The organism is Vibrio sp. 10N.247.310.24 (assembly GCF_041467175.1).
Taxonomy (GTDB): Bacteria; Pseudomonadota; Gammaproteobacteria; order Enterobacterales; family Vibrionaceae; genus Vibrio; species Vibrio tasmaniensis_A.
In genome coordinates, this window is the sequence record NZ_JBFSUD010000047.1 from 16947 (window position 1) to 36056 (window position 19110).

Annotated in this window: 15 protein-coding genes; 13 read left to right on the forward strand and 2 right to left on the reverse strand. The window is 40.9% G+C overall.

Features of this window, described 5'->3' with window-relative positions:
* Positions 1–76: 76 nt before the first annotated feature.
* Positions 77–2524 (forward strand): EcoAI/FtnUII family type I restriction enzme subunit R, encoded by a 2448-nt coding sequence (hsdR, locus tag AB6E08_RS14985; RefSeq protein WP_372067138.1) that lies wholly within the window; start codon positions 77–79, stop codon positions 2522–2524.
* 45 nt (positions 2525–2569) lie between these two features.
* Here the strand turns inward: hsdR and AB6E08_RS14990 are convergent, their stop codons facing one another.
* Positions 2570–2947: a hypothetical protein gene (locus AB6E08_RS14990; protein ID WP_017631040.1), complete on the reverse strand. Its 378-nt coding sequence runs from the start codon at positions 2945–2947 to the stop codon at positions 2570–2572.
* Positions 2948–3024: 77 nt separating this feature from the next.
* Between AB6E08_RS14990 and AB6E08_RS14995 the strand changes: the two genes are divergently transcribed.
* Positions 3025–3174 carry a hypothetical protein gene (locus tag AB6E08_RS14995; RefSeq protein WP_008220701.1) on the forward strand — a complete coding sequence of 50 codons (150 nt, stop codon included), beginning with the start codon at positions 3025–3027 and terminating at the stop codon, positions 3172–3174.
* Between the two features lie 160 nt (positions 3175–3334).
* Here AB6E08_RS14995 and AB6E08_RS15000 read toward each other — a convergent pair whose 3' ends face one another.
* The gene (locus AB6E08_RS15000; RefSeq protein WP_008220703.1) at positions 3335–3733 is read right to left on the reverse strand and encodes a hypothetical protein; all 399 of its coding nucleotides are present in this window, start codon (positions 3731–3733) and stop codon (positions 3335–3337) included.
* Between the two features lie 155 nt (positions 3734–3888).
* Between AB6E08_RS15000 and AB6E08_RS15005 the strand changes: the two genes are divergently transcribed.
* The 11 genes from AB6E08_RS15005 (at position 3889) to AB6E08_RS15055 (ending at position 18659) form a co-directional block, all read left to right on the forward strand.
* On the forward strand, positions 3889–5382 hold the full coding sequence (locus AB6E08_RS15005) for an N-6 DNA methylase (RefSeq protein ID WP_372067141.1): 1494 nt from the start codon (positions 3889–3891) through the stop codon (positions 5380–5382).
* Positions 5382–7181: a restriction endonuclease subunit S gene (locus AB6E08_RS15010; protein WP_372067144.1), complete on the forward strand. Its 1800-nt coding sequence runs from the start codon at positions 5382–5384 to the stop codon at positions 7179–7181. The genes AB6E08_RS15005 and AB6E08_RS15010 overlap by 1 nt, the downstream gene beginning before the upstream one ends.
* A gap of 3 nt (positions 7182–7184) precedes the next feature.
* Entirely contained in the window at positions 7185–8828 is a 1644-nt protein-coding gene (locus tag AB6E08_RS15015) for an AAA family ATPase (RefSeq protein WP_372067147.1), read from the forward strand.
* Positions 8825–9688 (forward strand): hypothetical protein, encoded by an 864-nt coding sequence (locus AB6E08_RS15020; protein WP_372067149.1) that lies wholly within the window; start codon positions 8825–8827, stop codon positions 9686–9688. The genes AB6E08_RS15015 and AB6E08_RS15020 overlap by 4 nt, the downstream gene beginning before the upstream one ends.
* Positions 9689–9844: 156 nt before the next feature.
* Complete coding sequence (locus AB6E08_RS15025; RefSeq protein WP_372067152.1) at positions 9845–11056, forward strand: TniQ family protein; 1212 nt, start codon at positions 9845–9847, stop codon at positions 11054–11056.
* 2 nt (positions 11057–11058) lie between these two features.
* Positions 11059–13146 carry a type I-F CRISPR-associated protein Csy2 gene (locus AB6E08_RS15030; RefSeq protein WP_372067155.1) on the forward strand — a complete coding sequence of 696 codons (2088 nt, stop codon included), beginning with the start codon at positions 11059–11061 and terminating at the stop codon, positions 13144–13146.
* Positions 13147–13152: 6 nt separating this feature from the next.
* Complete coding sequence (gene csy3 / locus AB6E08_RS15035; RefSeq protein ID WP_102350890.1) at positions 13153–14184, forward strand: type I-F CRISPR-associated protein Csy3; 1032 nt, start codon at positions 13153–13155, stop codon at positions 14182–14184.
* Positions 14185–14193: 9 nt separating this feature from the next.
* Positions 14194–14799, forward strand: a complete 606-nt coding sequence (gene cas6f, locus AB6E08_RS15040) for a type I-F CRISPR-associated endoribonuclease Cas6/Csy4 (RefSeq protein WP_372067158.1) — start codon at positions 14194–14196, stop codon at positions 14797–14799.
* A 555-nt stretch (positions 14800–15354) separates the two neighbouring features.
* Positions 15355–15753, forward strand: coding sequence for a hypothetical protein (locus tag AB6E08_RS15045; RefSeq protein ID WP_019822900.1), 399 nt, complete (start codon positions 15355–15357; stop codon positions 15751–15753).
* Positions 15754–16209: 456 nt separating this feature from the next.
* Positions 16210–16680, forward strand: coding sequence for a hypothetical protein (locus AB6E08_RS15050; protein ID WP_076674263.1), 471 nt, complete (start codon positions 16210–16212; stop codon positions 16678–16680).
* Entirely contained in the window at positions 16677–18659 is a 1983-nt protein-coding gene (locus tag AB6E08_RS15055; RefSeq protein WP_076674262.1) for an AAA family ATPase, read from the forward strand. The genes AB6E08_RS15050 and AB6E08_RS15055 overlap by 4 nt, the downstream gene beginning before the upstream one ends.
* Positions 18660–19110 lie beyond the last annotated feature (451 nt).

Consider the following 19110-nt stretch of genomic DNA (forward strand, 5'->3'; position numbering starts at 1 on the left):
GAATAATGCGCACTCGGATTTATATTGGCTTTACGATATACTGATTAGCTATTGAGTCTCTCTACGAGTAATCCGAATGGTCAGCAGTATTAATAAAGCTAAGTTATCTGAAACCGACATCATTACCAAATTCATACTTCCTGCGATTAAAGAGGCAGGGTGGGATGATATGACTCAGATTCGCCAAGAAGTGAAACTGCGCGATGGTAAGGTGATCGTTCGAGGCCAAGCAGCTGCTCGTCAGAAAGTAAAATCAGCTGACATCGTACTTTATCATAAGCCTAGTATGCCGCTTGCAGTGATTGAGGCAAAAGCCAATAAGCATGAAGTTGGCAAAGGGATGCAACAAGGCATGGTGTACGCAGGTCTGCTAGAGGTTCCGTTTGTTTTTGCCTCGAATGGTGATGGTTTTATTTTCCGAGACTTAACCAACCCAACTCAATTAGAAACGGAAATTCGATTAGAAGATTTTCCAACACCACAACAACTGTGGGAAAAGTACTGCATTTGGAAAGGTTATAAAACCGAACACCTGCCGATCATCACTCAAGACTATTACGTAGATGATGACGGTAAGCTCCCCCGTTATTATCAAATCCAAGCTATCAATAAATCAATTGAAGCTATTGCAAATGGACAAGATCGTATACTACTTGTTATGGCAACAGGTACAGGTAAAACATATACAGCTTCCCAGATAATGTGGCGGCTATGGAAAGCAAAGGCAAAAAAGAGAATTTTATTTTTAGCTGACCGTAACTTTTTAGTTGATGATCCAATGAGGAAAGATTTCCTTCCTTTCGCTGATGTAATGACGAAAATTTCAGGCAGAGAAATAGATCCTGCTTATCAAGTTCATTTGGCTCTATATCAATCAACAACAGGGCAAGAAGATCATCAAAAGGTATTTAAGCAAGTATCACCAGATTTTTTCGACCTAATTATCATCGATGAGTGCCACAGAGGTAGTGCTTCAAAAGAGAGTGCTTGGCGTGAAATCTTAAAGTATTTTGACTCTGCAACACAAATTGGATTAACAGCAACACCGAAAGAAACCGATGTTGTGTCTAATGCCGAATATTTTGGTGAACCTGTTTACACCTATTCTTTGAAAGAAGGAATAGAAGATGGGTTTTTAGCTCCGTACAAAGTAGTCCGTGTGGATATTGACATTGATGTTCAAGGTTGGAGGCCAACTAAGGGGCAAACAGATAAACACGGTGAGCTTATTGAAGATAGGATTTATAACCAAAGTGATTATGATCGTACTATGGTGATAGATGATCGAACGGAACTAGTCGCAAAGACTATTACAAACTATCTTCAGCGTACAGACCCAATGTCTAAAACCATTGTTTTCTGTAATGACATTGATCATGCTGAGCGTATGCGCCGTGCATTGGTAAACTTGAACCCTGAGCAAGTTAAGAAAAATGATAAGTATGTAATGAAAATCACGGGTGATGATGAAATAGGCAAAGCTCAGCTTGAGAATTTTACTAACCCCAAAAAAGCTTATCCAGTAATAGCAACAACATCGGAATTAATGACTACAGGGGTCGACTCAAAAACCTGTAAATTTATTGTTTTAGATCAGACAATTAAGTCAATGACCAAATTCAAGCAGATCATTGGCCGTGGAACTCGTATTGATGATCGTTACGGCAAGCTTTGGTTTACCATCCTTGATTTCAAAAAAGCGACAGAACTATTTGCTGATGAACGCTTCGACGGAACACCAGAACGCGTGAAGGTCACGACTCCAGAGCAGTTTGAAGATGAAGACGATTTAGATGACATCATCGACGGCGTTGATGATGTCGACGCTGATAACCCGTTCGGTGATGAAGACATTGACCCTGATTCAATTCAAGAGCCAGAGGCTACCTATGGCGAAGATTTTGGAAACTCCCCTGAAAGTACAGGCGGTGCAGACGATTGGGATGATGAGAATCGAGTTCGCAAATTCCATGTGAATGGAGTTCCAGTAAAAGCGCTCGCTGAACGTGTCCAATATTACGATTCAGACGGTAAGCTTGTGACCGAGTCATTTAAAGACTACACCCGAAAAACCATGGTGAAACAGTTCTCTTCTTTAGATGAGTTTACCAAGCGTTGGAACGAATCTGACCGCAAGCAAGCTATTATCGATGAGCTAGCCGAAGCCGGTATTCTATGGGAAGCATTAGAAGACGAAGTGGGTAAAGACATGGACCCATTCGATATGATTTGCCATGTCGTTTACGACCAACCCGCTTTAACTCGTAAAGAACGTGCCGATAACGTGAAGAAGCGTAACTACTTCACTAAATATGGTGATACAGCGCAGCAGGTACTGAACAACCTTCTTGATAAGTATGCCGATGAAGGTGTGCAAGAGATCGAAAACATCCACGTTCTTAAAGTGAAACCTTTTGATGAAATGGGCAGACCGTTAGAAATCATTAAGAAAGGCTTTGGTGGCAAACCGCAATATTTAGAAGCGGTTAATGAACTGGAAGCTGCTATCTACCAATCTGCTTAACAATATTCACACCGTGTAGATACGAAAACCTTTAAGGCCGCTAATTTAGCGGCCTTTTTTGTCTTCATCGAAGAGATCCAGTTCAGATGAGAGTAGTGCAAGCTGATCGGCTAACATTCCGCTTATGCAGTTGTGATCAATATATCTAGGTAAAATATTGCCTAAGTTGAGAGCTTGATAGTCAGGGTGTTCAAACAGTACTTGTAAATACTTATTGAGGCGCTCTTCGGGCGTCGAATCACGCTTTAGTTGCTTTTTGATGTTTTGACCAAGCTTACGGATATTCTCTTTGTCTGTTTCTTTAAAATCGTCGTTATCATTGAGCTCTTCGTAGAGTACATCAGCAAACCGATGATGGCTCCAACCTAATGCGTCTAAAGTATTTTGAATCTGTTTTTGCTTTTGTTTTGTAGTTGTCCCCATAGTTCCCCAACCCCTTAGTTAATATTACCTGGTCTTAGCGAAGACACATTAATAACGATATTTTTAAGGATAAAATCATGACTAAATCAAAAGCACCAATGACACCAGAAGCCGCTGCTCGCATTCAAGGTAATGCCGCAAAACAAAACGGTGGGCAAGTTCCTAAAGGCGACTTTGCTGGCCGAGCTCAACGCGCAGCGGCTCACAACCAAAAACAAGGGAAATAGGAGTTCATCATGAACAAACCAGCTTCAAGTACACCTAAAGGTGGCGCTAAGCCGAATCCAAATTACCCAAGCACGACGGGCAAACCATCGGGCGGTGGTCGCGGAAACACACCTAAGCGCTAATAATTAAAAGAGGGGTAGCATAATGCTGCCTCTCTTTTTATGAGCATCTGTTGGCGTGTTGCTTGAATGTGCGAAGAAATATAGCTTGATCTGATTTGTAGTCTGAATATGCCACATCATTTTCTGTTTTTTCTAATGCGCATAAACAAGTTTCCCGTTTACTTTCATACCAACTTACGGACACCATGTTTTTGCTAGAATTCACGCAAGTATCGACAATCGCGTATTCCACTTCGAGAGGATACCTTTCTTTGTCTAACCCACTTTCAACAGCGTAACCCCCTAGGGCTCCAACCAGTAAAGCGGAGCTAGCAGAAACGAGCTTTCGCTTGCTGAACTTAAACCCTTTAAAACTCTTCTCACACTCTGAACACGATATGTTTTCTGCAAATTCAATCTCATTGTCCTTCTGGCAACGAGGGCATTCTATTTTCATTATTTAGCCAACTGTATTTATGATTATAATTTTATAAGTTCAGGCTATAGATTAATGAATCTTATATCTATGGTTTCATAGAACTAACTTCATTTTTTTTGACCTAGTTCTGCTATAATTCGCCACAAATTTCAGTTGTTTAAAAGTAGAAAAACATGTCTATCAGTTCAGTTATAAAATCCATTCAAGACATCATGCGTAAAGATGCGGGTGTCGACGGTGATGCACAGCGCCTTGGTCAAATGTCTTGGTTACTTTTTCTTAAAGTATTTGACGCTCAAGAAGAAGAGTTAGAGCTAGAACTGGACGACTACAAATCACCAATCCCAGAACAATATCTATGGCGTAATTGGGCGCAAGATGCTGAAGGTATCACTGGTGATGAACTGCTTGAGTTTGTGAACGACGACCTTTTCTACAAACTGAAAAACCTAACCGCGCCAGTAGACCTAAACCCGCGTGGCTTTGTTGCTAAAGAAGCGTTTAGCGATGCCTTCAACTATATGAAAAACGGCACACTGCTGCGCCAAGTGATTAACAAGCTGAACGAAATAGATTTTACCGACTCGTCAGAGCGTCACCTGTTTGGTGATATCTACGAACAAATCTTAAAAGATCTGCAAAGTGCAGGTAACGCGGGGGAATTCTATACTCCACGTGCTGTTACACGCTTCATCGTTAATCGTTTAGATCCAAAACTGGGCGAAGCGATTATGGACCCTGCAACGGGTACGGGTGGCTTCCTTGCGTGTTCGTTTGACCATGTGAAAGACAACTACGTGAAAACAGCAGCCGATCACCAAACACTGCAAAAGCAGATCCACGGTGTCGAAAAGAAACAACTGCCACACCTACTGTGTATCACCAACATGATGCTGCACGGCATTGAAGTACCAGTGCAAATCAAACACGGTAATACGCTTAATAAGCCGCTTTCAAGTTGGGACAGCAACATCAACGTGATTGCGACCAACCCTCCGTTTGGTGGAACAGAAGAAGACGGCATTGAAAAGAACTTCCCAGCCGAAATGCAAACTCGTGAAACCGCTGACTTGTTCCTACAGCTGATCATCGAAGTGTTAGACGAAGGCTCAGAAACGCAAAGTGGCGGCCGAGCAGGGGTAGTATTGCCAGACGGCACATTGTTTGGTGAAGGCGTTAAAACCAAAATCAAAAAGATGCTGTGTGAGGAGTGTAACCTGCACACCATTGTACGTTTACCTAATGGGGTATTTAACCCATACACAGGCATTAAAACCAACATTCTGTTTTTCACCAAAGGCAAGCCAACCAAAGATGTATGGTTCTACGAGCACCCATACCCTGAAGGCGTGAAGAACTACAGCAAAACCAAACCAATGAAGTTCGAAGAGTTCCAACAAGAGATTGATTGGTGGGGCAATGAAGAAGACGGTTTTGCAAGCCGTGTAGAAAATAATCACGCTTGGAAAGTGCCAATCGCCGATATCATTGAGCGCAACTTCAACCTAGATATTAAAAACCCATATCAAGGTGAAGTGATAAGTCACGATCCACAAGAGTTACTGGCGAGCTACCAACAGCAGCAGCAAGAGATCTCTCAGCTTCGTAATCAACTTAAAGGCATTCTAGGTGAAGCCCTGAATTCGTCCGTGGGCGGTGCTGAATAATGAGTGTAGAACAGACCTCTATGAATCAGTTGATCACCGACAATATCGACGTTTGGACTTCAACCGTTAAAACCAAGTCATCCTCTGGTCGTGGCAGTAGCAAAAAGCGTGAGCTTTATGGTGTGAAGAAGCTGCGTGAGCTGATTTTAGAATTAGCCGTGCGCGGTAAGTTAGTGCCTCAGGACTCAACAGATGAACCTTCATCGGTACTGCTTGAGCGAATTGCGGAAGAAAAAGCGCAGTTGGTCAAAGAGAAGAAGATTAAAAAGCCGAAAAACTTACCTGAAATATCAGACGAAGAAAAAAGTTTTGTATTACCAGTCGGTTGGGAATGGGCTCATTTACAAGATTTGACGACATATGTTCAGCGAGGGAAAGGACCTAAGTATGCTGAATCAGGAAGTGTACAAGTAGTATCCCAAAAGTGTGTGCAAAACTCTGGATTTGATTTATCACCTGCTCGTTATGTGACTGATGAAAGTCTTGAAAAATATCAGGAAGAAAGATATTTGCAAGACAATGATATTCTATGGAATTCTACAGGTACAGGCACTGTTGGTCGTGCAAATGTGATTACTAATATTCCTGAAAAGCGTATCGTTGCCGATTCACACGTTACTGTCATTCGCCCAACCAATTTCTATAGCCGATTTTTATGGTGTTTCATTATGGCACCAGGGGTACAAGCTAGAATACAACCAGACCATGAGAAGGCATTAGTTTCTGGGTCAACGAAACAAGTCGAATTAAATACAAGCTCAGTAGTATCTGTAATAGTTCCTGTTGCACCTCTAAAAGAACAACACCGTATCGTCGCTAAAGTCGATGAACTCATGACACTCTGCGACCAACTAGAGCAACAAACCGAAGCCAGCATTGAAGCCCATCAGGTATTGGTGACAACGCTGCTAGACACGTTAACCAACTCTTCTGATGCCGATGAGCTAATACAAAACTGGGCTCGAATCAGCGAGCACTTCGATACCTTGTTCACCACCGAAGCGAGCATCGACCAGCTAAAACAAACCATCCTGCAACTGGCAGTAATGGGTAAGCTTGTCCCACAAGACCCAAATGATGAACCTGCTGTAAAACTACTCGAACGTATTGCGGAAGAAAAAGCGCAGTTAATCAAAGAAAAGAAAATCAAAAAGCAAAAAGCACTGCCACCGATTTCTGATGATGAAAAGCCGTTTGAACTGCCGAATGGATGGTGTTTTTCTCATATGCAGGATTTGTGCTCTCTAATTACCGATGGAACACATCAAACTCCAAAGTACACTGATGAAGGGCGTCCATTTATATCAGCTCAGTGTGTTAAGCCTTTTCGGTTTATGCCTGAAAATTGCCGATACGTATCAGAAGAACATTATCAATCTTATATAAAAAATAGAAACCCTGAATATGAAGATATTCTGCTGTCACGAGTTGGGGCGGGAATTGGTGAGGCTGCAATGATAGATACAGATTTGGAATTTGCTATTTATGTGAGTACTGGCCTTCTTAAGCCTCATAGGTGTTCAGTTAACTCTAAGTATCTGGTTTTATGGTTAAATTCCCCGTTAGGTCGAGGTTTTTCTGAAAGGAATACTTTAGGAAAAGGGGTTTCTCAGGGTAATTTGAATCTTTCTTTGATTCGAGCATTCTGTGTATCTTTACCTCCTTTTGAAGAACAGTTGAGGATAGTTAAACAAGTTGAGAAATTAGTAGTTCTTTGTGATCTGCTTAAAGTTCGTTTAAAGGGCTCTCAAAACACTCAACTACACCTTACTGACGCTATTGTTGAACAGGCGATATAATTAATGATTCTTACAAGATTTGATGTTGTATTTTGTGAAAGTAATGACACTCCACCCACACCTCTTGCTGGTCAGGTTGTGATCAAGCAGTCCGGGGATTGGAATGATTTCGGCTACAATATTAATGCGACTTACGAGCTCTGCTTATTTGATAATCAGACGTTTTTAGAAGGTGAACTATTAATTGGTTTTTTACCAAAAGTTGATTTGGAGGATATTGGAAAAGAGCATGCAAAATTGCTAGGAAATATTGATAAAGCGTTAAAGCAACAAAGCTATGGTGATGACTTCATCTTCTTTACGCACTTTCCAAATCTACAAGAGTATAGAAAAGTAGTTCTAAATATGGGGGTTCAAAGTACTGACTTATTATTGAGGTCACTAAATAACATATTGATTAATAATAACTTTTCCCACTCTAAAGGTCTCTACGAAAAAATCATTGATTCCAATGTGTTTAGCCGAGCTTTTATGCGTCACTCTGAATCTTTTTTTGCTTTTCATAATGCAGACTCAATAATCAAAGGAATTGAGTTTGAAAATTACTCAGCAATTTCAAACTCATTTACTTTAGAATTTAAACTAAATGGTTTTAAAAATAACCATAAAATTAATTTTAATTTTGATAGTAAATCACTGATGCCAAGTCATATAAGTGTACTGATCGGTAAAAATGGACTTGGAAAAAGCCAAAGCCTAAACAAACTGTGCCGTGCACTTTTAAAAAGGTCTGAGCCAGATACGACATCAATTTTTACCAACGATCATGCTCTCGATCAACCGATGATAAACCGACTTCTAGCCCTTGTAAGTCCAGGGGAAGCAAGCTCGACTTTTCCAGGCGAATATTCAAATAGTCAAAAGTTATTTTATCGAAAGATTGATTTAAACCGTTCATCTGGTAACAACAGAACCATCGGGGACTTGTTTGAACAACTACTGAGAAGTGATAGTTATATCAATGAGAGCTATCGTATTGATATTTTTAAAAGTGCTTTATCAAAAGCTATGGATATTAGCTCTTTATACTTGAAGGTAAATGATAATGAGTATATTCCTGTAGAGAAACTAAATTTTGTAGATGGTTTTATTGAACAGGGTTTAAAAATTGCGGATCTAGTTAAGAGTTGCAAACAGCCTGTAATCAAAGTCGGTGATGAATATTATTCGCTAAGTAGCGGTCAACTTACTTTTGTTCAATTTGCTTTACAATGTTGCTTATATATTGAAAATGGGACGCTTATAGTGTTGGATGAGCCTGAAACTCATATGCACCCGAATTTCATCGGTGAATTTGTTGAATTATTAGACTACCTGTTAGAACACACAGGCTCTTTTGCTGTTATAGCAACTCACTCACCTTACTTTGTGAGAGAAGTTGGCCGTAAACAAGTTCATATTTTTTCTAGTGATGAAAAGAACTCAGATGTAATAGATATATCGATACCTAGATTAAGAACTTTTGGTGCTGATATTGAATCTATATCTCAGTTCGTTTTTAACGAAGATGTTGAAAATCGTTTGACAGATAAGATCTTTAGAAAATTGAAAGGTGAAACATTTAACTCTGTTGAAAAAGAGTTAAGTGAAGAATTATCATTGAGTGCTTTAATGGATTTGAAATCTATGTTCGAGACTAAGTCATGAAAAAACTAACTCCAATTAGAGTTGATGACCTCGGTTGCTTAGATGCTTTAGCTGAGAATGATAGCCTTGATAAAACAAGTTATCCTGAATTGAGGATCCAAAAACAAGTCTTGATTCAGGCATACAATGATTATGAGATTCATCGCGGTAACCCTTGGTTAATTACTACCCCTGAAATAGATGCTAAATTAAAATCAGGGTTGCTTAGTCATTATTCATCACCACCCACAGCTATCAATTACTTAGATCGGATAAAGGATTCCTCTCCTGACGTTTGCCCAATGTGTGGGGGGTTTAAGCCGTTTACTCGTGACCATATTCTTCCGAAGTCTGACTACCAAGTATGGGCAATTTTCTCTAAGAATTTGGTAGCAGCTTGTGACTGTAATTTAAAGCGCGGGACTGCCTTGAAAGGTAATGTAGCCACTCAAGCAAGAGTTTTACATCCATATTTTGACGATTTCATGTCTGAAAGATTACTCAGCTGCCAAATTACTCCCCGAAGCAACTACCGATGGTTTGATATAAGAGTCATATATGTTGACCCTGCTCATCCGGAGATAGCCTCAATAAAATATCATACTAATAATATTGTGATTAAGTCTGGAATCAAAAAATGGCTTAAAGGCCAACTAGGGAAACTAAACGAACGGCCTTCAAATGTGATTCAGACTTTACCGAAAAGAAGAGCAATAACGGAGGAAAGAACGATAGAAGGCATAGAAGATTGCTTAGAAAGAAACGATGACTTGACTGGTACCAAAAACAATTGGTTATCGATCCTTTGCCATGGTCTATTGCACTCGAACGGTATGGCTCTGTGGGTGACCGAAAGGCATAATGCCACATTAGTTAAATGATTAGGTAGCGGCCAAGTATTCCAGAGAAAGTGCCCTAAATGCCAAGGCGGTAATCCTGGAATTGATTTCTAGTCACAATTTGACTCTATAGAATTTGAATTATTAGGATTAACGCCAATACTAAAACTTAGAAATTCTAAGTTTTAGTGGTGACATGTGAAAACGGACATTCAACTTTACCCTGACGAATCGCTCGAAAGCTTCTTGTTGCGTTTATCGCAAGAGCAAGGTTACGAGCGATTTTCTCATTTCGCCGAAGATATCTGGTTCGACACCATGGATCAGCATGAGGCGATGGCTGGTGCTTTCCCCTTAGAGCTCGAACGAGTCAATATCTACCACGCTCAAACTACAAGCCAAATGCGAGTGCGGGTTCTTATCCATCTTGAGAACCAATTAAAGCTCAACAACTTTGGTGTACTGCGCTTAGCGCTATCACATTCAAAAGCTCAATTCTCTCCGCAATACAAAGCTGTTCATAGATTTGGTGTTGACTACCCTTATGCTTTTCTTCGCAAACGCTTCACGCCTATTTGCCCTCTGTGTGTTAACGAAGCACCCTACATTCGTCAGCAGTGGCAATTTATCTCTCACCAAGCTTGTGAACATCATGGCTGTAAGCTGATTCATCACTGCCCTGAGTGTAAGTCGAGGCTTGAATACCAAAGTACCGAGAGTATTAGCCAATGTGAATGTGGTTTCGAACTCCGAAACTCGCCAGTAGAAGATGCGCCAGAGGTTGAGGTATTAGTTGCTCAATGGTTGTCAGGGAATGATTCAAAACCCTTGGGATTACTAAAAGGAGAAATGACGTTATCTGAGCGCTATGGCTTTTTACTTTGGTATGTAAATCGTTATGGCAATATCGATGACTTCAGTTTCGAATCATTCATCGAATACTGCGGCTCATGGCCAACGTCATTGTGGCAAGACTTCGATGTTTTGAAAGAGAAGACAGAGCTCGTCCGAGTAAAAGATTGGAAGAAGATGTTTTTCAATGAAGCTTTTGGTGCTCTGCTTAAAGATTGCCGTCAGTTACCCAGTCGGCAGTTGAGTCACAATATCGTGCTTACTCAGGTGTTAGCGTACTTTACACAGCTGATGGCAACAGTACCTTCAAGCGCGAAAGGAAATATCGGTGATGTACTGCTCAGCCCTCTAGAAGCTTCTACATTGCTCTCTTGCACAACGGATGAAGTGTATCGGCTGTATGAGTTTGGTGAGATTAAAGCCGCGATCAGGCCGCGAATGCATACAAAGATAGCGAGTCATGAATCGGCGTTTACTTTAAGAAGTGTCATCGAAACAAAGCTGACTCGAATGAGCTCTGAAAGTGATGGTTTAAGTGTGTATCTACCTGAGTGGTAATTATGACGAAATTAAGTGACTTATTAACAATTGAAGACGAAGCAGTAAAGCAGTCTGCTTTAAAGAAGATGTTCATGCCCTATACGGAAGATGTCTGTGTTGATGGGTGTGAAAAAGAAGCGCTAACGATCTTGCTCAATCTCAGTTCAAGCCATCAATCAGATAGATGCTTGGATTGGTTGGATGTTGCCCGAGCTAAAAGGCATTTAAAAGCGGCTGAGAACCTAGAGGCGTCCCTTGGTGAAATCAAATGGTTCCATACTCATAATCTCAAGTTTCCAGACTGCCGAGTTAAAGATCAGCGGATAATTGCACTGCCTCTTGCTACAACCGAGGCGTTTATCTCAAGCTCAGTATTAGAGCAACGTTTGGGGTGGGCGCATAACTCTGCGGTGTATCGTCACACATTGTGGTTATTGAATCCTTTTCGTTGGCAATCACAGTCCGTGAGTCTTCTTTTACTTATTCAGCAAGAAACCCCTGTTTGGCTCGATCTGCTTAAAGAGTTTGGTTTGGGTGTTAAGTCACTTACTCGCTTACAAAATACACTGGCAGAAGAGCTCCCTGAGAATAGTTTTCCCGACAGTGTCAGTACTTACAGCAAGCAACTACGGTTTCCATGGGAGGATGATTATGTCTCGGTCACCCCTGTGGTCAGTCATGCTATTCAGAGCGAGTTAGAGGTGAGATCGAGAAGTCGAGAAAGTAAGCTCAGCTTTGTGTCTTCGTCATTGCCAAACTCGGCAAGTATCGGGAATCTGTGTGGCAGTTTAGGTGGGCATATGAAAGTCCTTAACTACCCGCTAGACGTCAAACTAGCGCAGGGTGGGACGTTAACTGAAAGTCGCAAAAAGAGTGGTCACTACTTTGATGACTATCAGGTAGCTAACGCCAAATTTTGTCAGGTGTTAAATCATCTAATTGGTTCAGAGCCATCAAAAACACAGAAGCAAAGGGAGAGCGCTCGTAAGGTTAGAAGTAAGATATTGCGAAAGCAGATAGCCCTGTGGATGCTTCCATTAATTGAGTTAAGAGATATCGCTGACGCTGACCCTAATCAACAGCAATTGGAACATGATGATACTTTAGCTCAAGCCTTTTTGGCGTTACCAGAATCGGACCTAGGCTCGTTAGCTAGTGAGTTTAACTGCCGCTTACATCTCGCGTTTCAAAATAATAGGTATGCCGCAAAGTTTGCCTATCATCCTAAGCTTATGCAGGTCGCCAAAGCCCAAATTGTATGGGTACTTGAACAACTCAGTAAACCAAATGGCAATGAAGATAAGGTAACGGGTGAGCAGTATATCTATTTGTCATCAATGAGAGTGCAAGATGCGGTCGCAATGAGTAGCCCATACCTGTGTGGTGCTCCTTCTTTGACGGCTATTTGGGGGTTCATGCACCATTATCAAAGAGAGTTTAATAAGCTAGTTAATTGTGATTCCCCGTTTGAGTTTTCGAGTTTCTCTTTTTATGTTCGAAGCGAGAACATTCAACCGACAGCGAAGCTTACCGAGCCCAACTCAGTCGCCAAAGCACGAACGGTTTCTAACTCGAAGCGACCAACTATTCGTAGTGAACGATTGGCGGACCTAGAAATAGACTTAGTTATCAGAGTCCACAGTGACAGCCGAATTTCAGATTTTAAGTCCGCGCTTAAAACGGCACTTCCCGTAGCTTTTGCCGGAGGGGCATTATACCAACCACAGCTATCGACGCAGATTGAGTGGCTAAGGACGTTTACCAGTAGGAGCGAGCTTTTCCATGTCATAAAAGGGTTGCCAGCATACGGACGATGGTTATATCCAAGTGAGAACCAGCCGAGTGATTTTGATGAGCTAGAGCGTTTTATTACTAAAGACGCTGATAATTTGCCAGTTTCTATTGGCTACCATTTGTTAGAACAACCAACTAAACGGGGCAACTCAATCACCAGTTGTCACGCTTATGCAGAGAATGCGATAGGGCTTGCTCAGCGAGTAAACCCGATAGAAGTACGTTTTAGTGGAAGAGATCACTTTTTAAACCATGCCTTTTGGTCGATAGAATGCAGTAGCGAAACTATCCTTATAAAAAACTATAGGGATTAATCGTTTATGGAACTTTGTACTCAGCTGAGCTACGTACGCTCTCTTTCCGCTGGCAAAGCATATTTCTACCATCTTTCGAAAAGTGGTGAGATGTGTCCCCTTGAAATTGATAGAACTAGGCTGCGAGCACCAAAAGGTGGTTATGCAGAAGCATATAAAGGGAGCAAGTTTGTAAAAAAGAATGTTGCTCCACAAGATTTAGCTCATTCCAATCCTCAGTTCATCGAAGAGTGTTATGTCAAACCTGGGGTTGATGATATCTACTGTGCATTCCCGCTTCGAATTCGAGCCAATTCTCTAACCCCAGATATCTGTAGTGATGATGAAGTGCGCAGTAAGCTTTCGTTACTGGCTAATACTTATAAAGAGCTCAATGGCTATCATGAGTTAGCTCATCGATACGCGAAGAATATACTGCTTGGCCGTTGGCTTTGGAGAAACAGGGAGTGTCGAAAGCTGTCGATAGAAGTGACCATCAGTGATTCAGAAACCTTGATTGTAGAAAACGCAACAAAGCTTTCTTGGTATGGTCATTGGGATGAGGCTTCAGCAGAATGCCTAGAAAAGCTCACAGCCTATTTGATGCGAGCCCTGTCTGACCCAACCGAATATTTCTATATGGATGTCAAAGCTAAAATTGGAGTTGGTTGGGGAGATGAGGTTTACCCAAGTCAAGAGTTTTTGGATAGCCGAGAAGATGGTGTTCCTACTAAGCAGTTAGCTACTGTCGAACTATTGGACGGAAAGGAAACTGTTGCATTTCATGGTCAAAAAGTTGGTGCAGCGTTGCAATCGATTGACGATTGGTGGCATGAAGATGCAGATAAGCCATTAAGAGTGAATGAATACGGGGCAGACCGAGAATACGTTATAGCAAGGCGACACTCAGCGCATGGAAACGACTTCTATCAACTGCTCAGAAATACAGAGAACTGGATTGAAAGTATGACAGCGTCTCAAGCCATCCCAAATGATGTGCATTTTATTATGTCTGTCTTGATTAAAGGTGGCCTATTCAATTGTTCCAAAGCGAAGTAAGGGATAGATATGACTAAGCGTTACTATTTCTTAATACGTTACATACCTGCACAAGCCGACCATGAATTATTGGCAGGAAGGTGTATATCCCAAATGCACTTGTTTATGGTGAATAACCGACAAGCGATGAATAGGATTGGTGTGAGCTTTCCTGATTGGAATGAATCGACAGTCGGCCAAACTATTGCCTTTGTTGCCGAAGATAAGGAGATGATGGTTGGACTCTCTTTTCAGCCCTATTTCTCTGTGATGGTAAATGAAGGTTTGTTTGAGATCTCCAGTGTCTGTGAGGTACCAGACACTGCGGCTGAGGTGCGGTTTGTCCGTAACCAAACGATCGGGAAAAGCTTTTTAGGCTCTAAGAAGCGTCGAATCAAACGTAGCATGGCGAGAGCCGAACTATCTGGTGTTGAACCATCGTTACCAGCCACTAATGAAGATCGTGTCATCGATAGTTTTCATCGAATACCAATCTCCAGCGGTTCATCTGGGGAAGATTATATGTTGTTTGTACAAAAGGAGCTTGTTAGTGAGCGCGGTACAGCAAACTTTAATAGCTACGGTTTAGCCACCAATCAAGAAAGAAAAGGCACGGTACCTGAGTTTCGTTTTTGACCTTCTTTCTAAAGCTCTTTTTTAGAGATTTAAAAACAAGGGCTTACAGAACTAAGAATAAAAAGGGTATTTTGGGGTTTTGTGATGTAAAACCAATAGAATTAACAGCTTAGTGACTATAGTTAACAGTGTCCTGCCGCATAGGCAGCTAAGAAATAGAGCGCGTTGTATAGCTGACAATTCGATACGTGTCCTGCCGCATAGGCAGCTAAGAAAAACTAAGAACGCGGAAGTTTTAGAGCGTATCGGTGTCCTGCCGCATAGGCAGCTAAGAAAGACTGGTGTGGCTAGCTCGTTCAATAGTAATGGTGTCCTGCCGCATAGGCAGCTAAGAATAGGCCAGGAAGAAAGCAACCTTCCTGCTGAACAAGCAGTTAAAATCAAAGCCATCAAGTTTAAGCTTGGTGGCTTTTGTTTGTTTACAATCGGTTTTATTCGTCCCACTTTCTAACATGGAAATGCCGCGAAGTTTGTTTAAGCGCATTCACTCTAACGGTAGTCTAGCTGATTTTGCTATACTGCAACTTATCTAAAATTCCTGCTAGGTTGTATGAGATGAGCAAGAAAAAGCTGACCGAAAAAGAGCTGTTAGAAGGGATTACTCCTTATAATGCCCACAGTGATTTACTCACCAAGACCGAAACAAAGCCTGATTGGGTGCCTTTCGCCGACGAGGTAGAGCGGATTACAGATGATTTAATGGCTAACCGAAATGAGGTTTTCGATGAGCTTAGTTCAGGTTTTGTGAACCCAGATATTTTTCTTTCAAACCTCAAGTTAGCACTTGATCGCCTTCCTGATGGTGATATTGAGCTTTGTGATTTGGGCAATGAAATTGGTCGGGTTATAGCTAATTTGAATTCACCAAATAAGACACTCTTACGTGAAGTAACTCATGGTATTGAACATGGTTTTGACATGATTAGCAAAGAAAGAGGAACTTCGAATGAATAAGCTTGATGAATGGGTCGACAACAATATGACATTAACCAGTATCATCATAATGGTTGTGGGCTTAATACTCGGATACATCCTTTTCTAGTATCAATTACTAAGGTTTCGAGGAAAAACTCAGTTGTTGCCAATTCTGCAACAACTCCAATCTTCTAATTGTGCAACAGCCTGTTGCACAATTGCGGTACAACCTGTTTCGTGAATTATTTCTGCCCCTTTCCAAGCTAGAGCATTTTTTTAACACGTTTTACGGTTGGGTATTTGACGTACTTTTTCTAATCGGCTAGATGTCTAGTGAATTGGGGCCTTGCACCATAGCAAGTCATAATATCAGATGATTGTTTACGCTACTTATATGAAACAGCCACCAAATTACCCATTGTATACTTTCTATTTCATATGATATCTGTAAGTATTTGAAGTTTAGTTAGCTAGTTCATTGTTCAAGGATATCGTATGGCAGAACAGAATTTTACAAGAGACTTCAATTATCTTGTCGCTTTGATTCAACACCTTGGGTGTCATGAAAAGTGGAACAGTCGGACACCAAGAAACATTGCAGCTAGTATTGGCTTAGAGATAGATCGTGTTGTGGAAGTATTGCAAAGATACCCTGCCTTTTTTCGAAAATCTCCAAACTTAAGTACTCAAAAAGAACCTTTATACTCCTTGCATATTAGGTATGCTCGAAGAATTAAAGGGGTTGATGGTTATCAATCAAAGGGCCTCTCACCTGAAGAGATGCAAACATTGCTTGGATTAGTCACTGATATGGTGCGACTAGAATCAGATGACCGCCGTTTGCAAACAGAATCTGAATATAATAATCGAAAGGTATGGATAGCACTTGCGGGGGCTTTCTTAACAGCAATTGCTGCAATAGTTTCTAGTTTATTTAGCAACGTCGCCAAGGGGGCAGTATTATGAGGCTAACACAATTTAGAGTAAGAAATTTTCGTTCAATTAACGACAGCGGTTTTGTTACCACTGAAGAATTGACGGCAATTCTTGGTCGCAACGAGAGTGGAAAGTCAAACTTACTCCTAGCCCTTCAACATATAAACCCCCCCACAGGTATTGAGGACATCACACCAATAAAGAACTTTCCAAGGCACCGTAGATTAAGCGAGCAAACTGAATCAACCCCTTTCTTAGATACTCAATGGCTATTAGCTGAAGATGAAAGAGAAGAGCTGGTCTCTATTTTTCCGAGAGCAAAGGATGTGTCTTCGGTCACAATTTCTCGTTATTATTCAGCCAAACGGTATGTTGGACTGACTGGATTGATTGAACGTAATTTAGATGTTAAATCAATCAATCGCCTAATAGACAAGATGATTACGCTCCTTGATAGCCAAAAATCGGAAAGTACTGAGGAGTTAATTAATAACGTCGTTACAGATATACAGTCATTTGCTATAAAGGGGACTGTACCCGTTGAACTATGGCTGAAGGAAGTAGAATCACATTCAACAGTTTTCAGAAATGCAGCCCAATATCTGGGAGACAAAGAAGATACTTTTTATGACTTGAAAATTGAATTCGAATCTATTGTCGAATCTTTGGATGATGAGAACCTGCATACAGAGGCAATTAAATTTATTATTAGTAAATTGCCTGTTTTTGTGTATATAGATGAATATCCTCATCTAAATGGACATCAAAATCTGACTTCGTTAATGAGTAACAAAGCAAACAACCAGTTAACCAACGAAGATTCAGGTTTTTTGAAATTGTGCAAAGTTGCTGATATTGATCCAGACGAACTGCAATCTCTTGTCAGTGACTCAGAGACTCGAAACCAGCTAGTCAATCGGTCTAGTGCAATTGTTACACAAGAAATAAGACGACTTTGGTCAGATAGAAAACTGAAGGTGCGCTTTAACATTGATGGAAACTTTTTCGATACGTATATATCAGACCCAACGTCGACGTATGATGTTGAAGTAAACTTGAATGAGCGTAGCAGAGGTTTTAAGTGGTTTTTCTCTTTCTACATTACATTCTACGCAGATACTCATGAGGGGGAAGCGGATAATGCAATTATATTGCTAGATGAACCGGGACTTTATCTCCACGCGAAATCGCAAAGTGATCTACTTACTCACTTAGATCAAGACTTTAGCAACCAGATTATCTATACCACTCATTCACCGTTCTTAGTTCCCACAAAACGATTGTCTTCTGTAAAAACAGTAAATATTTGCCAAGAGAAAGGCACTACTGTCACAAATGACCCTACAGGCGATGCTACAACACTGTTCCCATTGCAAGCAGCATTGGGATATGAAGTGTCTCAATCACTTTTCATTGGTACAAACAACCTCATTGTCGAAGGAATAACAGACTACTGGTATCTTTCAACAGTTTCTGAGTACCTTAATGCAGCAGGCCGAGAAGGCTTGAAGAGCAAGATAACCATCACTCCAGCGGGAGGGGCTCAAAAAATCCCATACCTTGTTAGTCTCCTTTCTCCTCAACACCTGAATTTATTGGTTCTTCTCGACCATGAAAAAGAAGCGCTTGAAACACAAAATGAACTTGTATCCAAGCACAATATAGCAAAAAAAAATGTAATCCTAGTGTCCGAAGCTGTCGATTCTAAAGGTAAATCAGAATTCGATATTGAGGACTTAATGGGAACCGAATATTTTCGAGAGCTAGCTGAAGAGTCCTATGCTGAAGATATACCTCAAGAGCTAACATACAATTCGAATATTCCTCGAGTCTGTAAGCAATTTGAGCAAGCTATGAAAGCTGCTTCGATAAAAAAGAGTTTCGTGAAAGCAAGGCCTGCAAGATTGTTTATGCAAAAGGTCTCTAATGGAAGCACAGATAGTATTCCGAATGAATTGCTTGATAACTTTGAGTCGTTGTTTAAGCTAATCAACAAAAGAATGAAGTAATCAATAGAATCAAGCATAACTTTAGACGAGGTATGCTTGGTTGAGTTTTCAGGGGAGTTCGCTACGCTCTAAATCATAGATTAGTCACAAATTCTAGATTGCTTTGAGTAAAGCGACTTACCATACTTTGGGTTATTCATTAGATTCTAATTTAGCAGAACCTCTGACAAGGTTTTGTCCAAAAGTCTTTACACATGTCCATTGTGTCTTTCTAAAGGATTGGTTGGAGTGTGGTAATTTTACTACGTTGAATTTTAGTCGTTGTTCAAATTTGCAGACTTTCGATGCAATGTTATGCGAACTTATGCTGCAAATAGTATTGTAAGTCTTTGGTGTTTGGTTCGAGTTATGCAGACTTATGTTGCAAGCATCACATTAAAAAAGCCGCTCTTAATGAGTAATGCCGTTCACTTAAGAGTGAACGGCATTTTTGTTCTTAGCATACCGTTGT